The organism is Blastopirellula sp. SH421, from assembly GCF_057808535.1.
Window position 1 is genome coordinate 6,601,909 of the sequence record NZ_CM173712.1, and the last position, 14,087, is coordinate 6,615,995.

The 14,087-nt window shown below is 55.6% G+C and carries 14 protein-coding genes; 11 read left to right on the plus strand and 3 right to left on the minus strand.

Features of this window, described 5'->3' with window-relative positions; genetic code table 11:
• Positions 1-81: 81 nt before the first annotated feature.
• Both SH421x_RS26740 and SH421x_RS26745 read left to right on the plus strand, forming a co-directional pair.
• On the plus strand, positions 82-1,245 hold the full coding sequence (locus SH421x_RS26740) for a bifunctional DNA primase/polymerase (protein ID WP_488853086.1): 1,164 nt from the start codon (positions 82-84) through the stop codon (positions 1,243-1,245).
• A 509-nt stretch (positions 1,246-1,754) separates the two neighbouring features.
• Entirely contained in the window at positions 1,755-2,852 is a 1,098-nt protein-coding gene (locus tag SH421x_RS26745) for a tyrosine-type recombinase/integrase (protein WP_488853087.1), read from the plus strand.
• 369 nt (positions 2,853-3,221) lie between these two features.
• On the opposite strand, the gene SH421x_RS26750 is transcribed toward SH421x_RS26745, so the two are convergent.
• Positions 3,222-4,250, minus strand: a complete 1,029-nt coding sequence (locus SH421x_RS26750; RefSeq protein ID WP_488853088.1) for a hypothetical protein — start codon at positions 4,248-4,250, stop codon at positions 3,222-3,224.
• 216 nt (positions 4,251-4,466) lie between these two features.
• Here SH421x_RS26750 and SH421x_RS26755 point away from each other — a divergent pair, with 216 nt between their 5' ends.
• The 6 genes from SH421x_RS26755 to SH421x_RS26780 all read left to right on the plus strand — a co-directional run bounded on the left by SH421x_RS26755 (position 4,467) and on the right by SH421x_RS26780 (position 9,008).
• A complete protein-coding gene (locus SH421x_RS26755) occupies positions 4,467-5,165 on the plus strand; it encodes a DUF2306 domain-containing protein (protein WP_488853089.1) in 699 nt (232 codons plus the stop codon).
• A complete protein-coding gene (locus SH421x_RS26760; protein WP_488853090.1) occupies positions 5,162-6,235 on the plus strand; it encodes a DUF1559 domain-containing protein in 1,074 nt (357 codons plus the stop codon). The genes SH421x_RS26755 and SH421x_RS26760 overlap by 4 nt, the downstream gene beginning before the upstream one ends.
• A gap of 79 nt (positions 6,236-6,314) precedes the next feature.
• Positions 6,315-6,788 carry a hypothetical protein gene (locus SH421x_RS26765; protein WP_488853091.1) on the plus strand — a complete coding sequence of 158 codons (474 nt, stop codon included), beginning with the start codon at positions 6,315-6,317 and terminating at the stop codon, positions 6,786-6,788.
• Positions 6,767-7,504, plus strand: a complete 738-nt coding sequence (locus tag SH421x_RS26770; RefSeq protein ID WP_488853092.1) for a DUF1643 domain-containing protein — start codon at positions 6,767-6,769, stop codon at positions 7,502-7,504. The genes SH421x_RS26765 and SH421x_RS26770 overlap by 22 nt, the downstream gene beginning before the upstream one ends.
• 110 nt (positions 7,505-7,614) lie before the next feature.
• Positions 7,615-8,085 (plus strand): DinB family protein, encoded by a 471-nt coding sequence (locus SH421x_RS26775; RefSeq protein ID WP_488853093.1) that lies wholly within the window; start codon positions 7,615-7,617, stop codon positions 8,083-8,085.
• Between the two features lie 35 nt (positions 8,086-8,120).
• Positions 8,121-9,008, plus strand: coding sequence for a hypothetical protein (locus tag SH421x_RS26780; RefSeq protein ID WP_488853094.1), 888 nt, complete (start codon positions 8,121-8,123; stop codon positions 9,006-9,008).
• Between the two features lie 37 nt (positions 9,009-9,045).
• Here SH421x_RS26780 and SH421x_RS26785 read toward each other — a convergent pair whose 3' ends face one another.
• Positions 9,046-9,609 carry a DUF1990 domain-containing protein gene (locus tag SH421x_RS26785; protein ID WP_488853095.1) on the minus strand — a complete coding sequence of 188 codons (564 nt, stop codon included), beginning with the start codon at positions 9,607-9,609 and terminating at the stop codon, positions 9,046-9,048.
• 97 nt (positions 9,610-9,706) lie between these two features.
• Here SH421x_RS26785 and SH421x_RS26790 point away from each other — a divergent pair, with 97 nt between their 5' ends.
• Positions 9,707-10,672, plus strand: a complete 966-nt coding sequence (locus SH421x_RS26790; protein ID WP_488853096.1) for an NAD(P)H-binding protein — start codon at positions 9,707-9,709, stop codon at positions 10,670-10,672.
• Between the two features lie 4 nt (positions 10,673-10,676).
• Here SH421x_RS26790 and SH421x_RS26795 read toward each other — a convergent pair whose 3' ends face one another.
• Entirely contained in the window at positions 10,677-11,771 is a 1,095-nt protein-coding gene (locus SH421x_RS26795; RefSeq protein ID WP_488853097.1) for a cellulase family glycosylhydrolase, read from the minus strand.
• Positions 11,772-12,009: 238 nt separating this feature from the next.
• Between SH421x_RS26795 and SH421x_RS26800 the strand changes: the two genes are divergently transcribed.
• Together SH421x_RS26800 and SH421x_RS26805 are read left to right on the plus strand one after the other, a co-directional pair.
• Positions 12,010-12,465 (plus strand): protein tyrosine phosphatase family protein, encoded by a 456-nt coding sequence (locus tag SH421x_RS26800; RefSeq protein ID WP_488853098.1) that lies wholly within the window; start codon positions 12,010-12,012, stop codon positions 12,463-12,465.
• A 258-nt stretch (positions 12,466-12,723) separates the two neighbouring features.
• The gene (locus SH421x_RS26805; RefSeq protein WP_488853099.1) at positions 12,724-14,064 is read left to right on the plus strand and encodes a voltage-gated chloride channel family protein; all 1,341 of its coding nucleotides are present in this window, start codon (positions 12,724-12,726) and stop codon (positions 14,062-14,064) included.
• Positions 14,065-14,087: the final 23 nt, after the last annotated feature.

The window sequence follows — 14,087 nt, forward strand, 5'->3', positions numbered from 1 at the left end:
AACAAAAATGTGTTCAAACAGCCGAAAATACCGTCTCAACCCGTTCCCCACGATTGGGAACAAAACCAGCAGTGCAATGTCATGAGTAACACGCCATCAAAAAAACACCGTCGGCGAACGATCGCAGAGTCCTGTACGTCTCCGACGCCGCAAGAAATGCACCGCGCTGCGATTGCCTTTCGAAAGGCCGGTTTGTCGTTGATTCCGATCTCTCGGACGAAGAGTAAACAGCCCGAAATCAGAAAATTGCCGACAGTATGGTGTGAACACCGAAAGCAATCGGTCCATAAATGGGCCATGTTTATAGAGCGTCGTCCGACTAAAGGAGAGATTGAAAATTGGTATCAAACGGATCCGAAGTTGGACCCGGAGTGCGGGATCGCAATTGTATGCGGAAGCGTAAGCGGCGGCTTAGAAATCCTAGACATCGATAACTACGACCTCGTCGACTCGTTCAAACGGCAGATTGAACTAAAAGTCAGTGGTCTGATCGATCGACTTGTTGCCGTCAGAACGCCTCGTCCTGGGCTGCATTTGTATTACCGCTGCGCAACGATTGCAGGGAGCCAAAAACTGGCCCGAATCCGATCAGCGGAAAGCACATCATGGAAAACGGTAATCGAAACCAAAGGAGAAGGTGGATACTGTTTGGCCCCCCCGTCGCCGCACGATTGTCACCCGTCGGGGTTGCACTACGTCTTCGAAAATGGACGGGATTTTACCAACATCCGCACAATTTCCGAATCTGAGCGGGAAGCACTGCTGGAGGTGGCCCGCAGTTTTGATGAACACGGATCATCGTCGCCGAAAAGACATCCTCAGGAGGAGGTGAGACTTCGCTCGGGTTCTAGCGACCGCCGGCGTCCAGGTGACGATTTTAATTTGCGTGGAGATTGGTCCGATCTCTTGCAGTCTCACGGCTGGAGAAACGCCGGTACAGGGAGCGGTGGAGAGACTCATTGGACGCGACCAGGAAAATCGAGCGGTTGTAGCGCGACTGTCAACTTCGCCAATATCGACCGCTTCTATGTTTTTTCCCAAAACGCCAGTCCATTTGAAGCGGGTAGATTCTATAGCTTGTTTGAAGCTTTTACGTTATTGAAACACAGCGGCAGCTTCGAAGAAGCGGCTAAAGAACTGGGACGACTGGGATATGGTGAACGCAACATCGCTCGGGCATCTCCTCTCCGCCGTCTTTCACGCACCAAAACGCCATCGGCTCGATTGCGACGAAAATTTCGATAGTCAATACAGTTGCCGAGCGTGGAGTAATGGCGGCAGCTAAGAGCTGAATGACACTCGTTTCATAGGTAAAATTTGGCCGGCGGCAACGTTGAGACTTCCGGCCTGACCAAGTGTCTCTCCATTTTCTTATGTCAGTCGTGACTGCAGCGTCTTGTCGGTGATTGGAACACGCTCCTTGATCACCGCAGAACGTCTTTGCTTCGAAGTTTTCCGCGTCAAAAGCTATGCGCATCATGTACTGTAACGACGCTGTATTTGATCAAGGGGTATCGCGAGAGAATTTCGGTCGATGTAATTGGACCGTTCGTTTAAGCATGCGTTTAATTTGTCTGCCCGGCCGGCGTTGGCGTCAAACCCGCGATTCTTCCGCAGGGTTTCTATAGCGACCAAGATGTTTTTTGAGGAGCAAATGAATGCCTAGACCTAGGAAATTGCCCGATGGTTTGTGGAAACGCGGTGACGTCTATTACGCCCGTTTCACATCAAATGGTCGGAACATTAGGAAGCGGTTGTCGAGCGACTATCGAGCCGCCTGCGAGATGCTGAACGACCTGCGAGCACGTGCCGACAAGGCTGGCGTCGGAATTATCGATAACGATTGCCCGTGGTCTGATCTGAAAGTTGAGTTTCTACGATGGGCAAGACAGCAGACGACCATGGTCGCAGAGTACAAAGCCACCCTTGAATTATTTGAGAAGTACCTAGCCGTCAAAACCATTCGGCAGATTAACCATAACTACGTATTTGGATTCCGTGAATGGCGACTCGCCCAGAGGAAAAGCGAAAAATCGGATCAGACCATCAGCGTACGCACTGTCAATAAGAACGTTTCCACCCTGCAATCGATGCTGAATAAGGGAGTCAAATGGGGCCGACTTGGTCATAATCCGCTACGGGGTCTAACGCCACTGGAAAATCTGGATGAAAAGAAAGTTCGGCGGTCACTCAGCCCTGAAGAAATCACCGCGATCCTTGCAAACAGCCCGCCATACCTGCGAGCCGTCTTTCTGACATTCCTGTCGACAGGCTTTCGCCTGAACGAACTGGTCAACCTACGATTTATTGACATTGACTTTCAGGACAATACGGCCAAGGTTCAGAAGAAAAACAGTAAAACTGGCAAGGAGCGCGAGATTCCTTTGTGCGATGAAGTGATGGCGATCATACAGCAGAAATATCAGGACGCTCCTTTTCGGAGTCGTGTGAACGGGTACACCGTCGAGCAAACGCGCCGGATGCATGAGAATTTTTCCAAAGATCACGTCTTCGTCACGAGGGCCAATACTCCAATGCGGAACAACCTGCTCCGGAAGTTCTACGCGGTTTGCAAGAAGGCAGGAATCACTGATGCAATCCCCGGCGGTGCGGTCGACGTCCATGGCATGCGCGTTTCCTTCGCAACGTTGACCCTAGAGAACGGCAGCACCCCTAAAGCGGTACAAGAGATCCTTGGGCATTCCACGATGGACATGACCATGCGGGTCTACAACAAGGCACGGAGCGAGTCGAAGCGTGCCGCGGTCAATTCTCTACCATTCGCCACAGTGACCGAACTCAAAAAAAGGGACGTTATTCGCATCGACGATGCTCGCCCGCGGACGGCGTGATTGCCCAGCCGTTGTCAACGCGTTCTCATCTCTCAACCTATCCAATGCACCCCACAAACTTTGCTTTGAAAAACTGTTCGGAGCATTTCGAGATTTCGCCAGGAGAACACAACAGAACAAGACAAAGGTAAACCGTCCCGTCGCGCACAGCATGCGCACAAGTATCTTTTCGGCGACGTAAGTGGTTACTAAAAAAGGACATATAAGCACCACTTCCGGCCTCCGAAGCCGAAGGTTAGTGGTTCGAGCCCACTCGGGGACACTTTGCAGCTCTTACTTCATAGATGCTGCCGCACGCACAAAAGGCCCGTGGATGAAAAGTCGTCCACGGGCCTTCTGTATTGGTTTGCCAGAAATGGTAATCTTCAATTACTGCGTCGCGGCGATCGCCTTTTGGGCTTCTTTGCCGTAGTACGCATCGGGATAGCGGCTGAGGATTCGGCCCATTTGACGGCGGAGGTCAACGGCCGATTTCGCTCGAGCTCTGCCTTGGTCGAAGAGATTTTTGGCGATCAGCTCTTCCTGGAAAGCTTTGTCGGCGTCCAATTCATCAACCAGTTTACGGCACGCTTTGCCTTGCGTCGTGGATTTGAAATCGGTGGCCAGCGAGCTCGCTAGTTCGTAGCCGGTGATCTGCTCGGGGATGGTTCCGCTGCGTGAAAGCTTGATCGCTTCAATCTGGCGATTGAGGTAGTCGACGATGGCGCGGTTGAACTCATCGACTTGGGCTTCGTCTATATTCTTCCGCATCGCCAATAGCGAACGCTCATCAAGCTTGCCGCCCAGTTCCGCAGGCCATAAGACCTGCTTCAGGTTCGGCGACTGCTCAGGATTGATGATCGAGAAGCTGCCGTTCAAGCCGGTTTCGATCTCTCGCGCGATCGCGTACTTCTGGGTGCCGTCAGGCTGCTTGTAGTAACTGCCTGCCTGTTTGGTATTGAGTTGAACGCCATCTTCAAACAGCGCGTAGTGAAACAGCTCGCTGTCAAAGCCCATCCGCTGAACGATGCTGGGGTCGTCACCGTGAAAGATGTTCGGTCCGACCAGATTGCGCTGCAAAGCGTAGTTCACGCCGCGCGTCGATTCGTCTGCGTTAATTGCAAACAACACCACTGGCTTGTCTTGGATCGCAGCTTGGATTTGAGCAAACAAATCAGGCGACCACACATTGCACTTCGGACACCAGCTGGCATAAATCAGCACGACCGGCGTTTTATCGCCGATCGAAGCCGGCGACGGAACGCGACCTTGCCAACGAACCGGCGCCAGGGCAGCGTCCAACGAGATCTTTGGCGCCGCAGCAGGTCCTGTCGGGACGACAATGCCTTGGGCGAAGCCAGCGGCAGTGACCAAAAGCAACAGGAGCGTGCTCAGGCAGCGGATCAGTAGATGGCGCATAGTGTTCTCCGTAGCTTGCAGACAAGATCAACTATCGATTGAACCTTCTTGCGAGGGGGATGTCAAGCTTCTGAAGCGGGAATCACTTGAGTTTCATCCTCCTATTCATTTCAGCCCGCCAAATCGACCAGAAGGTGGAACCAAGCGGAAAAATCGACTAGGCTGCGAATCAAAGCCCCCTAACCCCCAGAGAAGGGCGGAACGACTCCGTATCGAGTGAACCGTGCCAACACTTTCACGCTTCGCAGCAATAAACTACCGCGACTAGCCGCGGCGGCGGTGGCGTTGTTGCTGGTGAAGGTGCTGGTCACCATCGTCTGGGAGTATCGTCGCTACTTTCCCGCCGACTTTGAGGCCAACTTTCTACTCGGTCGAGAAGCGTCGTTTGTGGGTTGGTATCGCGCGGCGTTTTATCTGCACATCCTTGCCGGGCCGATCGCGCTGCTGCTGGGGTCGTTTTTGATGTTTAGCGGACCGCGCTGGCGTCAGCATTTGCTGCATCGTTGGGCCGGCCGCGTGCAGATGGTCGTGTTGTTTGCGGCGCTGCTGCCCAGCGGTTTGGTGATGTCGACCGAGTCGCTTGCCGGACCGATCGCCGGCTGGGGATTTGCTGCGCTGGCGATTGCGACCGGCGTTACGGCCGCCGCCGCGCTCTACTTTGCTATCGCGCGAAAGCTGACGCTCCACCGGCAATGGGCGACGCGCAACTATCTGATGTTGATTTCGCCGCTGCTGTTCCGCATCGCCAACGGCTTGTTGATTGTCCTGCAGCAAGACACCGATCTGGCCTATCGCATCAATGCGTGGGCCAGTTGGTTGATTCCGCTGGCGGCGTACGAAGTCTGGCGTTGCTATCAGCAGTCGCCGTCTTCCGCAGCCAATACAAACTCGCTCTCCACCGAGGTCTCTGCATGAACACCAACCACCGATCGCGAAAGCGCGGATTTACCTGGCTCGAACTGCTGTTTGTCATCGGCATTATCGCCGTGCTATTAGCGCTGCTGTTACCAGCGACGCGAAGCGCTCGAGAGGCTTCACGGCGGATGCAATGCCAGAACAACCTGAAACAGTTGGGTCTGGCGATGCATGTCTACCATGACACCTTCGGCCACTTTCCGGCAGCGACCGGCGGAACCGGCTCGGCCGATGACCCACTGCAAGGTAACGCCAACCGGCTAAGCGGCATGGTCGCGATCCTCCCCCAGATCGAGCAACGGCTGTACGAACGGATCATCGCGCCGCTGGAGGTGAATGGAACCGTCTATCCAGCAATGGGACCGGCGCCCTGGATCGCTGACTATCCACCCTGGAAATTGAGCCTAAGCGAGCTGGAGTGCCCCAGCGCAATCCGTGACTCGCTTGAATTAGGCCCGACTAATTATGCGTTTTGTACTGGGGACCTGGCACGAGACATCCATCAGCCGGCAAACCTGCGCGGCATTTTCGGCGGTCGACTGACCACTCGTTTTCAGGACATCAAAGATGGGAACAGCAATACGATCCTGCTGGGCGAAATCGGCACGCTGAGTGATCGCCTCGTCATCGGTCAGTACGCGGTGGATCAGTCGGTGGAGATGCTGGAAAGCCCTCAGCTCTGTAGCGAAACGGTTTCCACTTGGGATCCCGAGCTCTACAATTCATCGGTTACGCTCAGCGAGTTGGGCCGCGGCGGGCGGTGGGCCGATGGTTCGGCCGGTGATAGCCTATTCAATACGATCTTGCCCCCGAATAGTCCGAGCTGTGCCGTTGGCGGAAGGGAAGCCGCTGACGGTCTTTATTCGGTTAGCAGCTCTCACACCGGCGGCGTCCAAGTCACACTGGCCGACGGATCGGTTCGCTTCATCACCGAGAAGATCGACGCCGGCGATCCTGCGCATTCGACACTAACGCAGGCTCAAATTGCTGAACAGGGAATCGCCAGTCCTTACGGCGTGTGGGGCGCGCTAGGCACGAGAGACAGCGGTGAAGAGATCGGCGAGTATTGATGGCCAATCTTTTACTTGGTTCTTCGCTCGACCGAAAAGCGTTAGAATGAGTCGATCGTCCCTAGAAAGGATTCTCGCCATGATCGCTTCGCTACTCGTCGCTGCGGCTTTGCTCGCCGCCGATCCCGTGCCTGCCAAATCCGCGTTGACCGTCAAGGTCGGCCGTGATGACACCAAGGTCCGCGTGCTGACAGAAGAGAACAAGACAATCTTGGATGTCGTCTCACCCTTTGGCATCGATAAGGCGACCGTAACGCGAACCGGCGATCAATGGCCGAGCCCGCTGGGCGTGCGGCTGCACCTGAAGGGGCTCGAATCGTTCTCGGTGATTAGCGGCAAAGTGCAATTCGACTCGATGGTGACCACCAGCGATAGTCAACCACCCGTCGATCTCACCAATGCGGAGCTTTCTCCAGTTAAGCTGCGGATTTCTAGTTGGTCGAACAAGGTCCCTTTAAAAGAGGGGAACTACTTTCAAGTATGGCTCCCGGTCGAGATGTTCAAAGACAACCCGGCAGAACTGAAGCTCTCGTGGATCGACTTTTATCGCTAATCAAGGACGTACCGATGACTCCGTTTCTGCCGGCCGCTGAGCTGAAAAAATCGTACGACATCTTTGGCCACTTCTACACGGTTGCCGTCAGCCCGGACGAAGTCGCGTCGTGCCGCAGTGTGCTAGAGATCATCGACAAGAGCGTGACGCCGGCCGATGCCAACCAGATCTGCGATCTTCCGCCTGACGCGGTCTTTATCATGATGAACCCCGGCTCATCGCAGCCGCTGGTCGAAGTAAACAATCACATCGACGCCGATCAAATCGGCCAACTGGCGATTTCGCTGGTTCCGACCAAGCCCGATACGACGCAATACCAAGTGATGCGGGTGATGCGTCACTGCGGTTGGCGCCACGTGCGGGTGCTGAATCTCTCGGATCTCCGTAGCCCGAAGAGCCCCGTCTTTATCAAAACTTTCGAGCGTCTAGAAGCCATCGCCGGCTACGATGCGCATTCGGTTTTCTCCCCGGCCCGTACCGATGAGTTGGCGAAAAAACTTCCCCGCAGCCGCCAAACGCCGTTGGTCTACGCTTGGGGATTGAGCGACAAGCTGAGCCCGTTGATCGAGCGCTGTTTGCGAACGATCCCCAGCCAGCAAAACTTCACCGGCCTATTGGCCGAAGGAACCGCCGACAAATACCGCCATCCGCTGCCGACGCTGCAGCGCGATAAAGAGACTTGGTTTCAGAATATGATTCGCCTGTGTCAGGACTGATCGCAGTATCGCTGTCGAAAGGCGAAGCATCGCAGCGTTCCGACTTTCTTCTGTCTGCCCAACAAGCGAAGATAGAAACTTACACACTTTCCTCGAAGGAGCGTTAGCGGATGCCAGATCTCTCGCTGCTATTGATGCTGGACGAAGTTCGCGGCATGCTGCTGCGTCATCTCGATGGAATCACCGACGCCGAATCACGCTGGACGCCGCCCGGTTTGACAAACTCGATCCTCTGGCACGCGGGCCACTGTTACGTGGTCGTCGAACGCTTGACAATGGAGCCGCTTGGGCGAGAACCGATTGTGCCGAGCGGCTGGATCGAGCTGTTTGGTTGGGACAGCCGTCCCAGCGAAACCCCGGCCGACGCGTTTCCTCCGCTCGCAGAAGTCATCACGCAGTTGCAATCGCAACACGTACGGCTCCGCAGCATGTTGGCCGAGACCAGCGAAGCCGATCTAGCGCAGCCGCTGACAGACAGCTCTGACCACACCGCACGTCACCGAATCCTGCATGGCTTTCAGGACGAAGCGGCGCATAAGGGAGAGATCTGGCTACTACGAAAGTTGTGGGCAAAAAAGTAGGGTAGGCCTCGGCCTGACGTGGAAATCAGTTGGCGATGAATCCAGACATCGAAGCACGTAGCCCCCGACCTTCGATTGCGTTGGTGATCTACTCGGTCGTATCGATCGCCACTTCCCTCTGCTTAGTCTCGATTGTGCTCTCCTGGTTTGCAGATCGCGAGAATCTGGGGATCTCGATTCTGACGCTCTTTATGATGTCTCCGCTGGCCGGGGTCGCCGTGCTGCAATATTTCAGTACGTTTCGTAGGAGCATCGCTTGCGCTTACAATGTCACTTGGATCCTGGGGCTTTCCGCCTTATTCGTATTCATTGCCGGCGCTGTGATCGCAGCAATCAACCTCGGCGTTGGCTGCTTCGTCTTGACCTTCGCTTTGGCTTCCGGGCTCGGCGTCATACTCAATTACCATTGGGCAATTTGTTTGCAGTTAGCGATCCAGCGCCGAGAGCTGGTCCCGCGTCCCTTGCAAGTCTCGCTTCGCGAGTTGATCGTGCTGGCCAGCCTGCTCTGCACGATGCTGGCGTTTACAATGTCTCTCGTTTACCAGGAAAGTCCCCAATTCGCCGACCATGTTTCGGCGCTGGAAACACCTTACGACCTCCCGTCGACTGCGAGTGATGTGTCATACCTGCGAAATCGTCGTAGCAGCAATCGGATTGAATTCTCCGTCGACGAACAAGATTTTGTTCATTGGTTCGAATCACCTGGCGGCCCATTTCGTTCCCCACAAGCCGGTGTGCAGCTTGAGGAAATCGTCGCCCCCATTGATCTAACAAGACCTGGAGTCTTTTCAGGTCGCGAGCAGGTCATCATCCGAAATGGCCTGAAGCACAACACGATGCACAAAGGGGGCCCAGTCAAAGTGATCTTTGATCGCGATACCAATCGCGCTTACCTGAGCGTCGACTACGATTACCGCAATTGAGAGGCGGCAAGATACGCGAGCAGATGGACCAAGACTTCTACGCGATAACCGCCCGCTGCATCGCAGCCGCCGACTCCCGCGCAAACCGCTTCTGCAAGTAACGCACATACGGATGAGCTGCTTTCGCCAGCATGCTGTGTGGTCGCGAGAAAGCCAGGATGTCATACCAGACGTCGCCGGCGTCATCCATCTCGACCAGAAACCGCTCTTCGCCTGACTCGGCATGCGCTGGTAGTGTGCCATAGGCGAAGCCAAAGCGATTGGGCTCGGCGATCGTGCGCACAATTCGACATGCGTTCAGCCACCAGAACCCGCCTGCTCGCCCGATAATCGCGACGCTTTCACCGGCTTGGATCGGCAGATTGGCAGGCAACGTGGTAACCCAGCCAAGTTGAAACTGGCGCCATTGCTGAAGCGCGGTGCGAGCTAATTCCAGCTTCGCTTCTCCACTTCCCAGCCGTGCCCGCGTATGATCGACCTGATAGCCGCGCGGCGGATTCGTCAGCGTCGCGCCAACTTCTTTATAGCTGAAGTCGCACGAGGCCTGGGATTGCAGAAATTGTTGCACCGTTTCAGCATTGGGTTGTCGGATTCGCAGCATTTCGGTTGAGAGTGTTAGAGAATCAGGAGAGAATCAAAGCTGCGACTTTTTAAGTACCGCAACCGCTGCGATTTGAAAACAAGTGAAATGCGACGCCGTGGAAAATAATAGCATACCACCCTCTGAGCCAACTTCTCCGCAAATCCTGCTGACAGGGGCTACGGGTTATGTCGGCAGTCGCTTGCTGAAGCGGTTGGAAGCGCGCGGTTTGCCGGTTCGATGTTTAGTGCGAACGCCTGGCAAGCTGCAGGGAAAGTGCGCTCATCAAACCGAAGTCGTCGCCGGCAACATGCTAGATCGCGACTCGCTAGCTGCAGCACTTGAGGGAGTCGAGACCGCCTATTATCTGGTCCATTTGATGGCTTCTTCGGCGCGGTTCGAGCAGCAAGATCGCGAGGCGGCCGAAAACTTCGCCGCGGCCGCCAAAGCGTCAGGCCTCCGGCGAATCATCTACCTGGGCGGTCTTGGCGAAGAGTCCGACCCCAGCCTTTCACCTCATCTGCGCAGCCGGCATGAAGTGGGTGCGATCTTTCGGCGGTCTGGAGTCGAAGTGATTGAGTTTCGCGCGTCAGTAGTGATCGGTAGCGGCAGTCTTTCGTTTGACCTTATTCAATCGCTGACCAATCGCTTGCCGGTGATGATTTGCCCGCGCTGGCTAGCGACCCCGACGCAGCCGATTGCGATCGAAGACATGCTGCAGTATCTGCTCGCGGCGCTCGACTTACCCTCCAGTGAAAGCCGCATTTTTGAGGTGGGCGGCAGCCAAGTTGTCACTTACGGAAAGTTGATCCAAGAGTACGCTCGGCAGCGAGGTTTGCGCCGCTGGCTGATCTCGGTCCCGATCCTGACGCCGCGGCTGTCGAGCTTGTGGCTGGGTCTGGTGACACCGGCCAACGCCGAAGTAGGACGCCATCTGGTCGAAGGATTGCGCAATCCCACCGTAGTGCGAAACTCCGCCGCTCTGCAAGCATTCGCGATCCAACCACGAGGGATCGAACAGGCGATTCGCGAAGCGTTGCAACAATACGACTCGACCTCGGATGCAGTCGCCAGCGCCGACTGAAATGCTAGTCAGCGGCCGAGCCAAGCTGTTTGGCCTGAAACATTTCGAGCCACGCGAGGGTCATTGCTTGGCCGATTGTCTTTCCCTCGGTACGATATTCGTCAGGCGTCATTCCCCAATAGAAGCCGATCCAACCGCAGGCCTGGGGCTTGGATTTGTCGATAAACTCGCCCAGTTCAGCCGCTGAGCATTTTAGCGGAAACATCTCTTCAATGATCACCGGTTTGCCGGCCGCGGCGAAGCCAGACAAGGTTTCGAGCGCCTCGGCCTGTTTGCCAGACTCGGCGTACAGATGGACCGCGATAAAGTCGAGATCGCCGGCGATTTTCTCTGGCACAAACCCAGAAGAAAGACCCGGCCGATCGAGACTCCACGGCACCAAGCCAACGGTGATCAGATGCTGTGGGTCGTGCTTGCGTATCGCTTTGACCAACATCCCAATCCAGGCCTGGGCGACTTCCGCGCGATCTCGATCACCGCGGTCACGAGTGATGTACTGCACAAAAAATTTGTCACCCAAGCCGGGGCCAAGCCAGTTCTCTTGCGGCTTTTTGCCTCCCGGCACAATCGGTTCGTTCATTAGGTCATAGCAAAAGATGGCCGGGCTGCCGGCGCAAGTCTCCGCGATCGCTGACCAAAATGCCGCCTGCGTGCTCCAGCGTCCTTGTTCGTCCAGTTCGTCATACCAGGCTGGGATATCTTGTTTGTGATAACAACCGAGTCCGGTGAGATCGAGATAGAGCTCTTGCTGCTCGGCCAGTTCGACCAGTCTTTTGAGTTGCGCCAGCGCTTCAGGCCGCAGCTTGTTCGGGCTGGACATAAATTTGCCGACTTGCAAATGAATGCGGACGACATTGGCGCCCAGTGATTTCATCTCGGCAAAATCTTCAACAACGGTCGACCATTCGTCTTGCCAATAGTCCTCGAGCAAGCGACCATCTCGGTCGTGATCGTAGTTAAAACCCCAGGGTGTAAACGACTTGCCGGAAGTCGCGCTGGCGAAGCCGCGGCAATCGCGGGAGACTTCGATACGTTCCAGGGCAGCGGCGGACGTCGCACAAGTGACCAGCAGCAAGCAACTTGCGAGCAATGATTTCATAATGGGCGTTCCTTACTTCGGGGGCAGGAAACTAATTGTCGCATAGGGAAGATCGTCGCGAAAGAAAAAAACGGTTCCGGCGCCAGGCCAGTTTTTTGGCGACTCTACCAGCGCTCCGGCATTCGATTTGCTTCTTAAAGCGTATGCAGCGGCAATCTTTGCTTTTGCAGCGAGTTGCGGCCGCTTTCGCGATCGCGCTCAAACCAACCTGCACCAGAAGCGTTCAAGGAGAACCCATATGAATCATGAAATACAAATCAATGACGATATCACCGTTGGTCCTCAACCGAGTGAGGGAGATTTTGGCCAGCTGAAAGTCCAAGGCTTTCGGACAATCGTTAATTTTCGAGATGACGGGGAAGAGGATCAGCCGATCTCCCCATCGCACGAGAAGGACTGGGTCGTCTCGGCCGAGATGGAATATCTGCATCTGCCGGTGTCAATGATGTCGATGTCGCCGCAAGTGGTGGATGAGTTTCGCGAGAAATATCAATACTTGCCCAAGCCGGTCTTCGCACATTGCAAAAGCGGTAAACGAGCCGGCGCGATGGTGATGATGCATCTGGCATGCGAACAAGGCATGTCCGGCGAAGAGACGTTAGCGCAAGCAAAAGAGCTCGGCTTTGAGTGTGACAACCCTAAGCTGATCGAGTTTGTCAAAAGCTACGTCGATAATCATTCGAGCGTCAGCTAAAAACAAAGGCGATCGCCTGTAGCTGTCACCGGCGGCTGACAGGCGTGTCGCCATCGCGCATGATAGCTATCCCTAGCGAGGCTGCGATCGACCGAAGCTGAATGAAAAGGAAAGTTTCATCGCTTGGGGGCATAGTTGTTCTCGACGAAATAAAGAATCACAGACGGCTTCGCCTTGCTGGAAGGTGACGGCTCTATTACTCTTGCATCCAACTCGGTCTGCTTGCTGACCGAGTGCTTGTGCAGGAGATTCCGCTTCATGTCGTATCGTTGGGACTATAAACAGCACGCTGCTTTGGCGTGGTTTGTGCTGAAGTGGCTGGCAATCTGTCTGCCGCTGGGGATTGTCGTCGGCTCCGCGGTGGCGTTGTTTTTGTGGGCTTTGCATGCCGTAACGCTGCTGCAATGGAACAATCCCTGGCTGCTTTACCTGTTGCCCCTGGCCGGGATCGCGTCGGGGCTGATGTACCACTATCTGGGGCGCGAGGCCGAAGCCGGCAACAATCTGATCATGGATCAAATCCATGAGCCCGGCGGCGGCGTGCCGCTGCGGATGGCGCCGCTAGTGCTGATCGGAACGTTAATCACCCATCTATTTGGCGGTTCGGCCGGTCGTGAAGGGACAGCCGTGCAAATGGGAGGAAGTCTCGCCTCCGGGCTTGGGCGCTTGTTAAAACTGTCTCCGGACGAAACGCGAATCTTGCTATCAGCCGGCGTCGCAGCCGGCTTTGGCGCTGTGTTTGGCACTCCGCTCACCGGAGCGATCTTCGCTGTCGAAGTGATCGCGATAGGCAAGATGAGTTACAAAGCGCTGATCCCTTGCCTGCTCGCCAGCGTGATCGGCGATCAGGTCAACACGGCCTGGGGAATCGGCCACACGCACTATCACATTCGATTCGCCACTGAAATTAGCAGCACGCTCAGCGCAGTCTCACTTGACTGGGCGCTGACCGGCAAGGTCGCGATCGCGGCGATCTTTTTTGGTTTAGCAAGCGTGCTGTTCGCCGAGTTAACGCATGCGATCAGCCGAACCGCCAAACGGTTTATCGCGATCCCATGGCTGCGTCCGGCAGTGGGCGGCTGCGTGGTGATTGCGCTGGTCTGGATGCTGGGACAGCGCGACTATTTGGGGCTAGGCGTTTCGCCTCATCCGCCGGGCTCCGGAATGATCTGCATCGAGTCCTGCTTTCAACCCGGCGGCGCCAATTGGTTGAGCTGGTGGTGGAAGCTCCTCTTTACAGCGGTCACGGTCGGTAGCGGTTTTAAAGGAGGCGAGGTCACCCCGTTGTTCTTTATTGGCGCAGCGCTTGGCAATGCGCTGGGAGTCATGCTAGGCGCTCCGGTCGATTTAATGGCGGGCCTTGGCTTTGTCGCCGTCTTCTCAGGAGCAACCAACACGCCGCTGGCCTGCACCATCATGGCGATCGAGCTGTTTGGGCCCGGCCACGGCGAACTGCTTAGCTCTGGCTTCGTCGTTTATGCGGCGATCGCTTGCTTCTTGTCGTATTTTTTGAGCGGCAGCTCGAGCATTTATCACGCGCAGAAGCGGGAAGAGAAGAAGCAAGCGGAAGCCGATGGTGAAGAACGTTCCGCTTCGTAGCCTGACGGAGCGAAATTGGGACT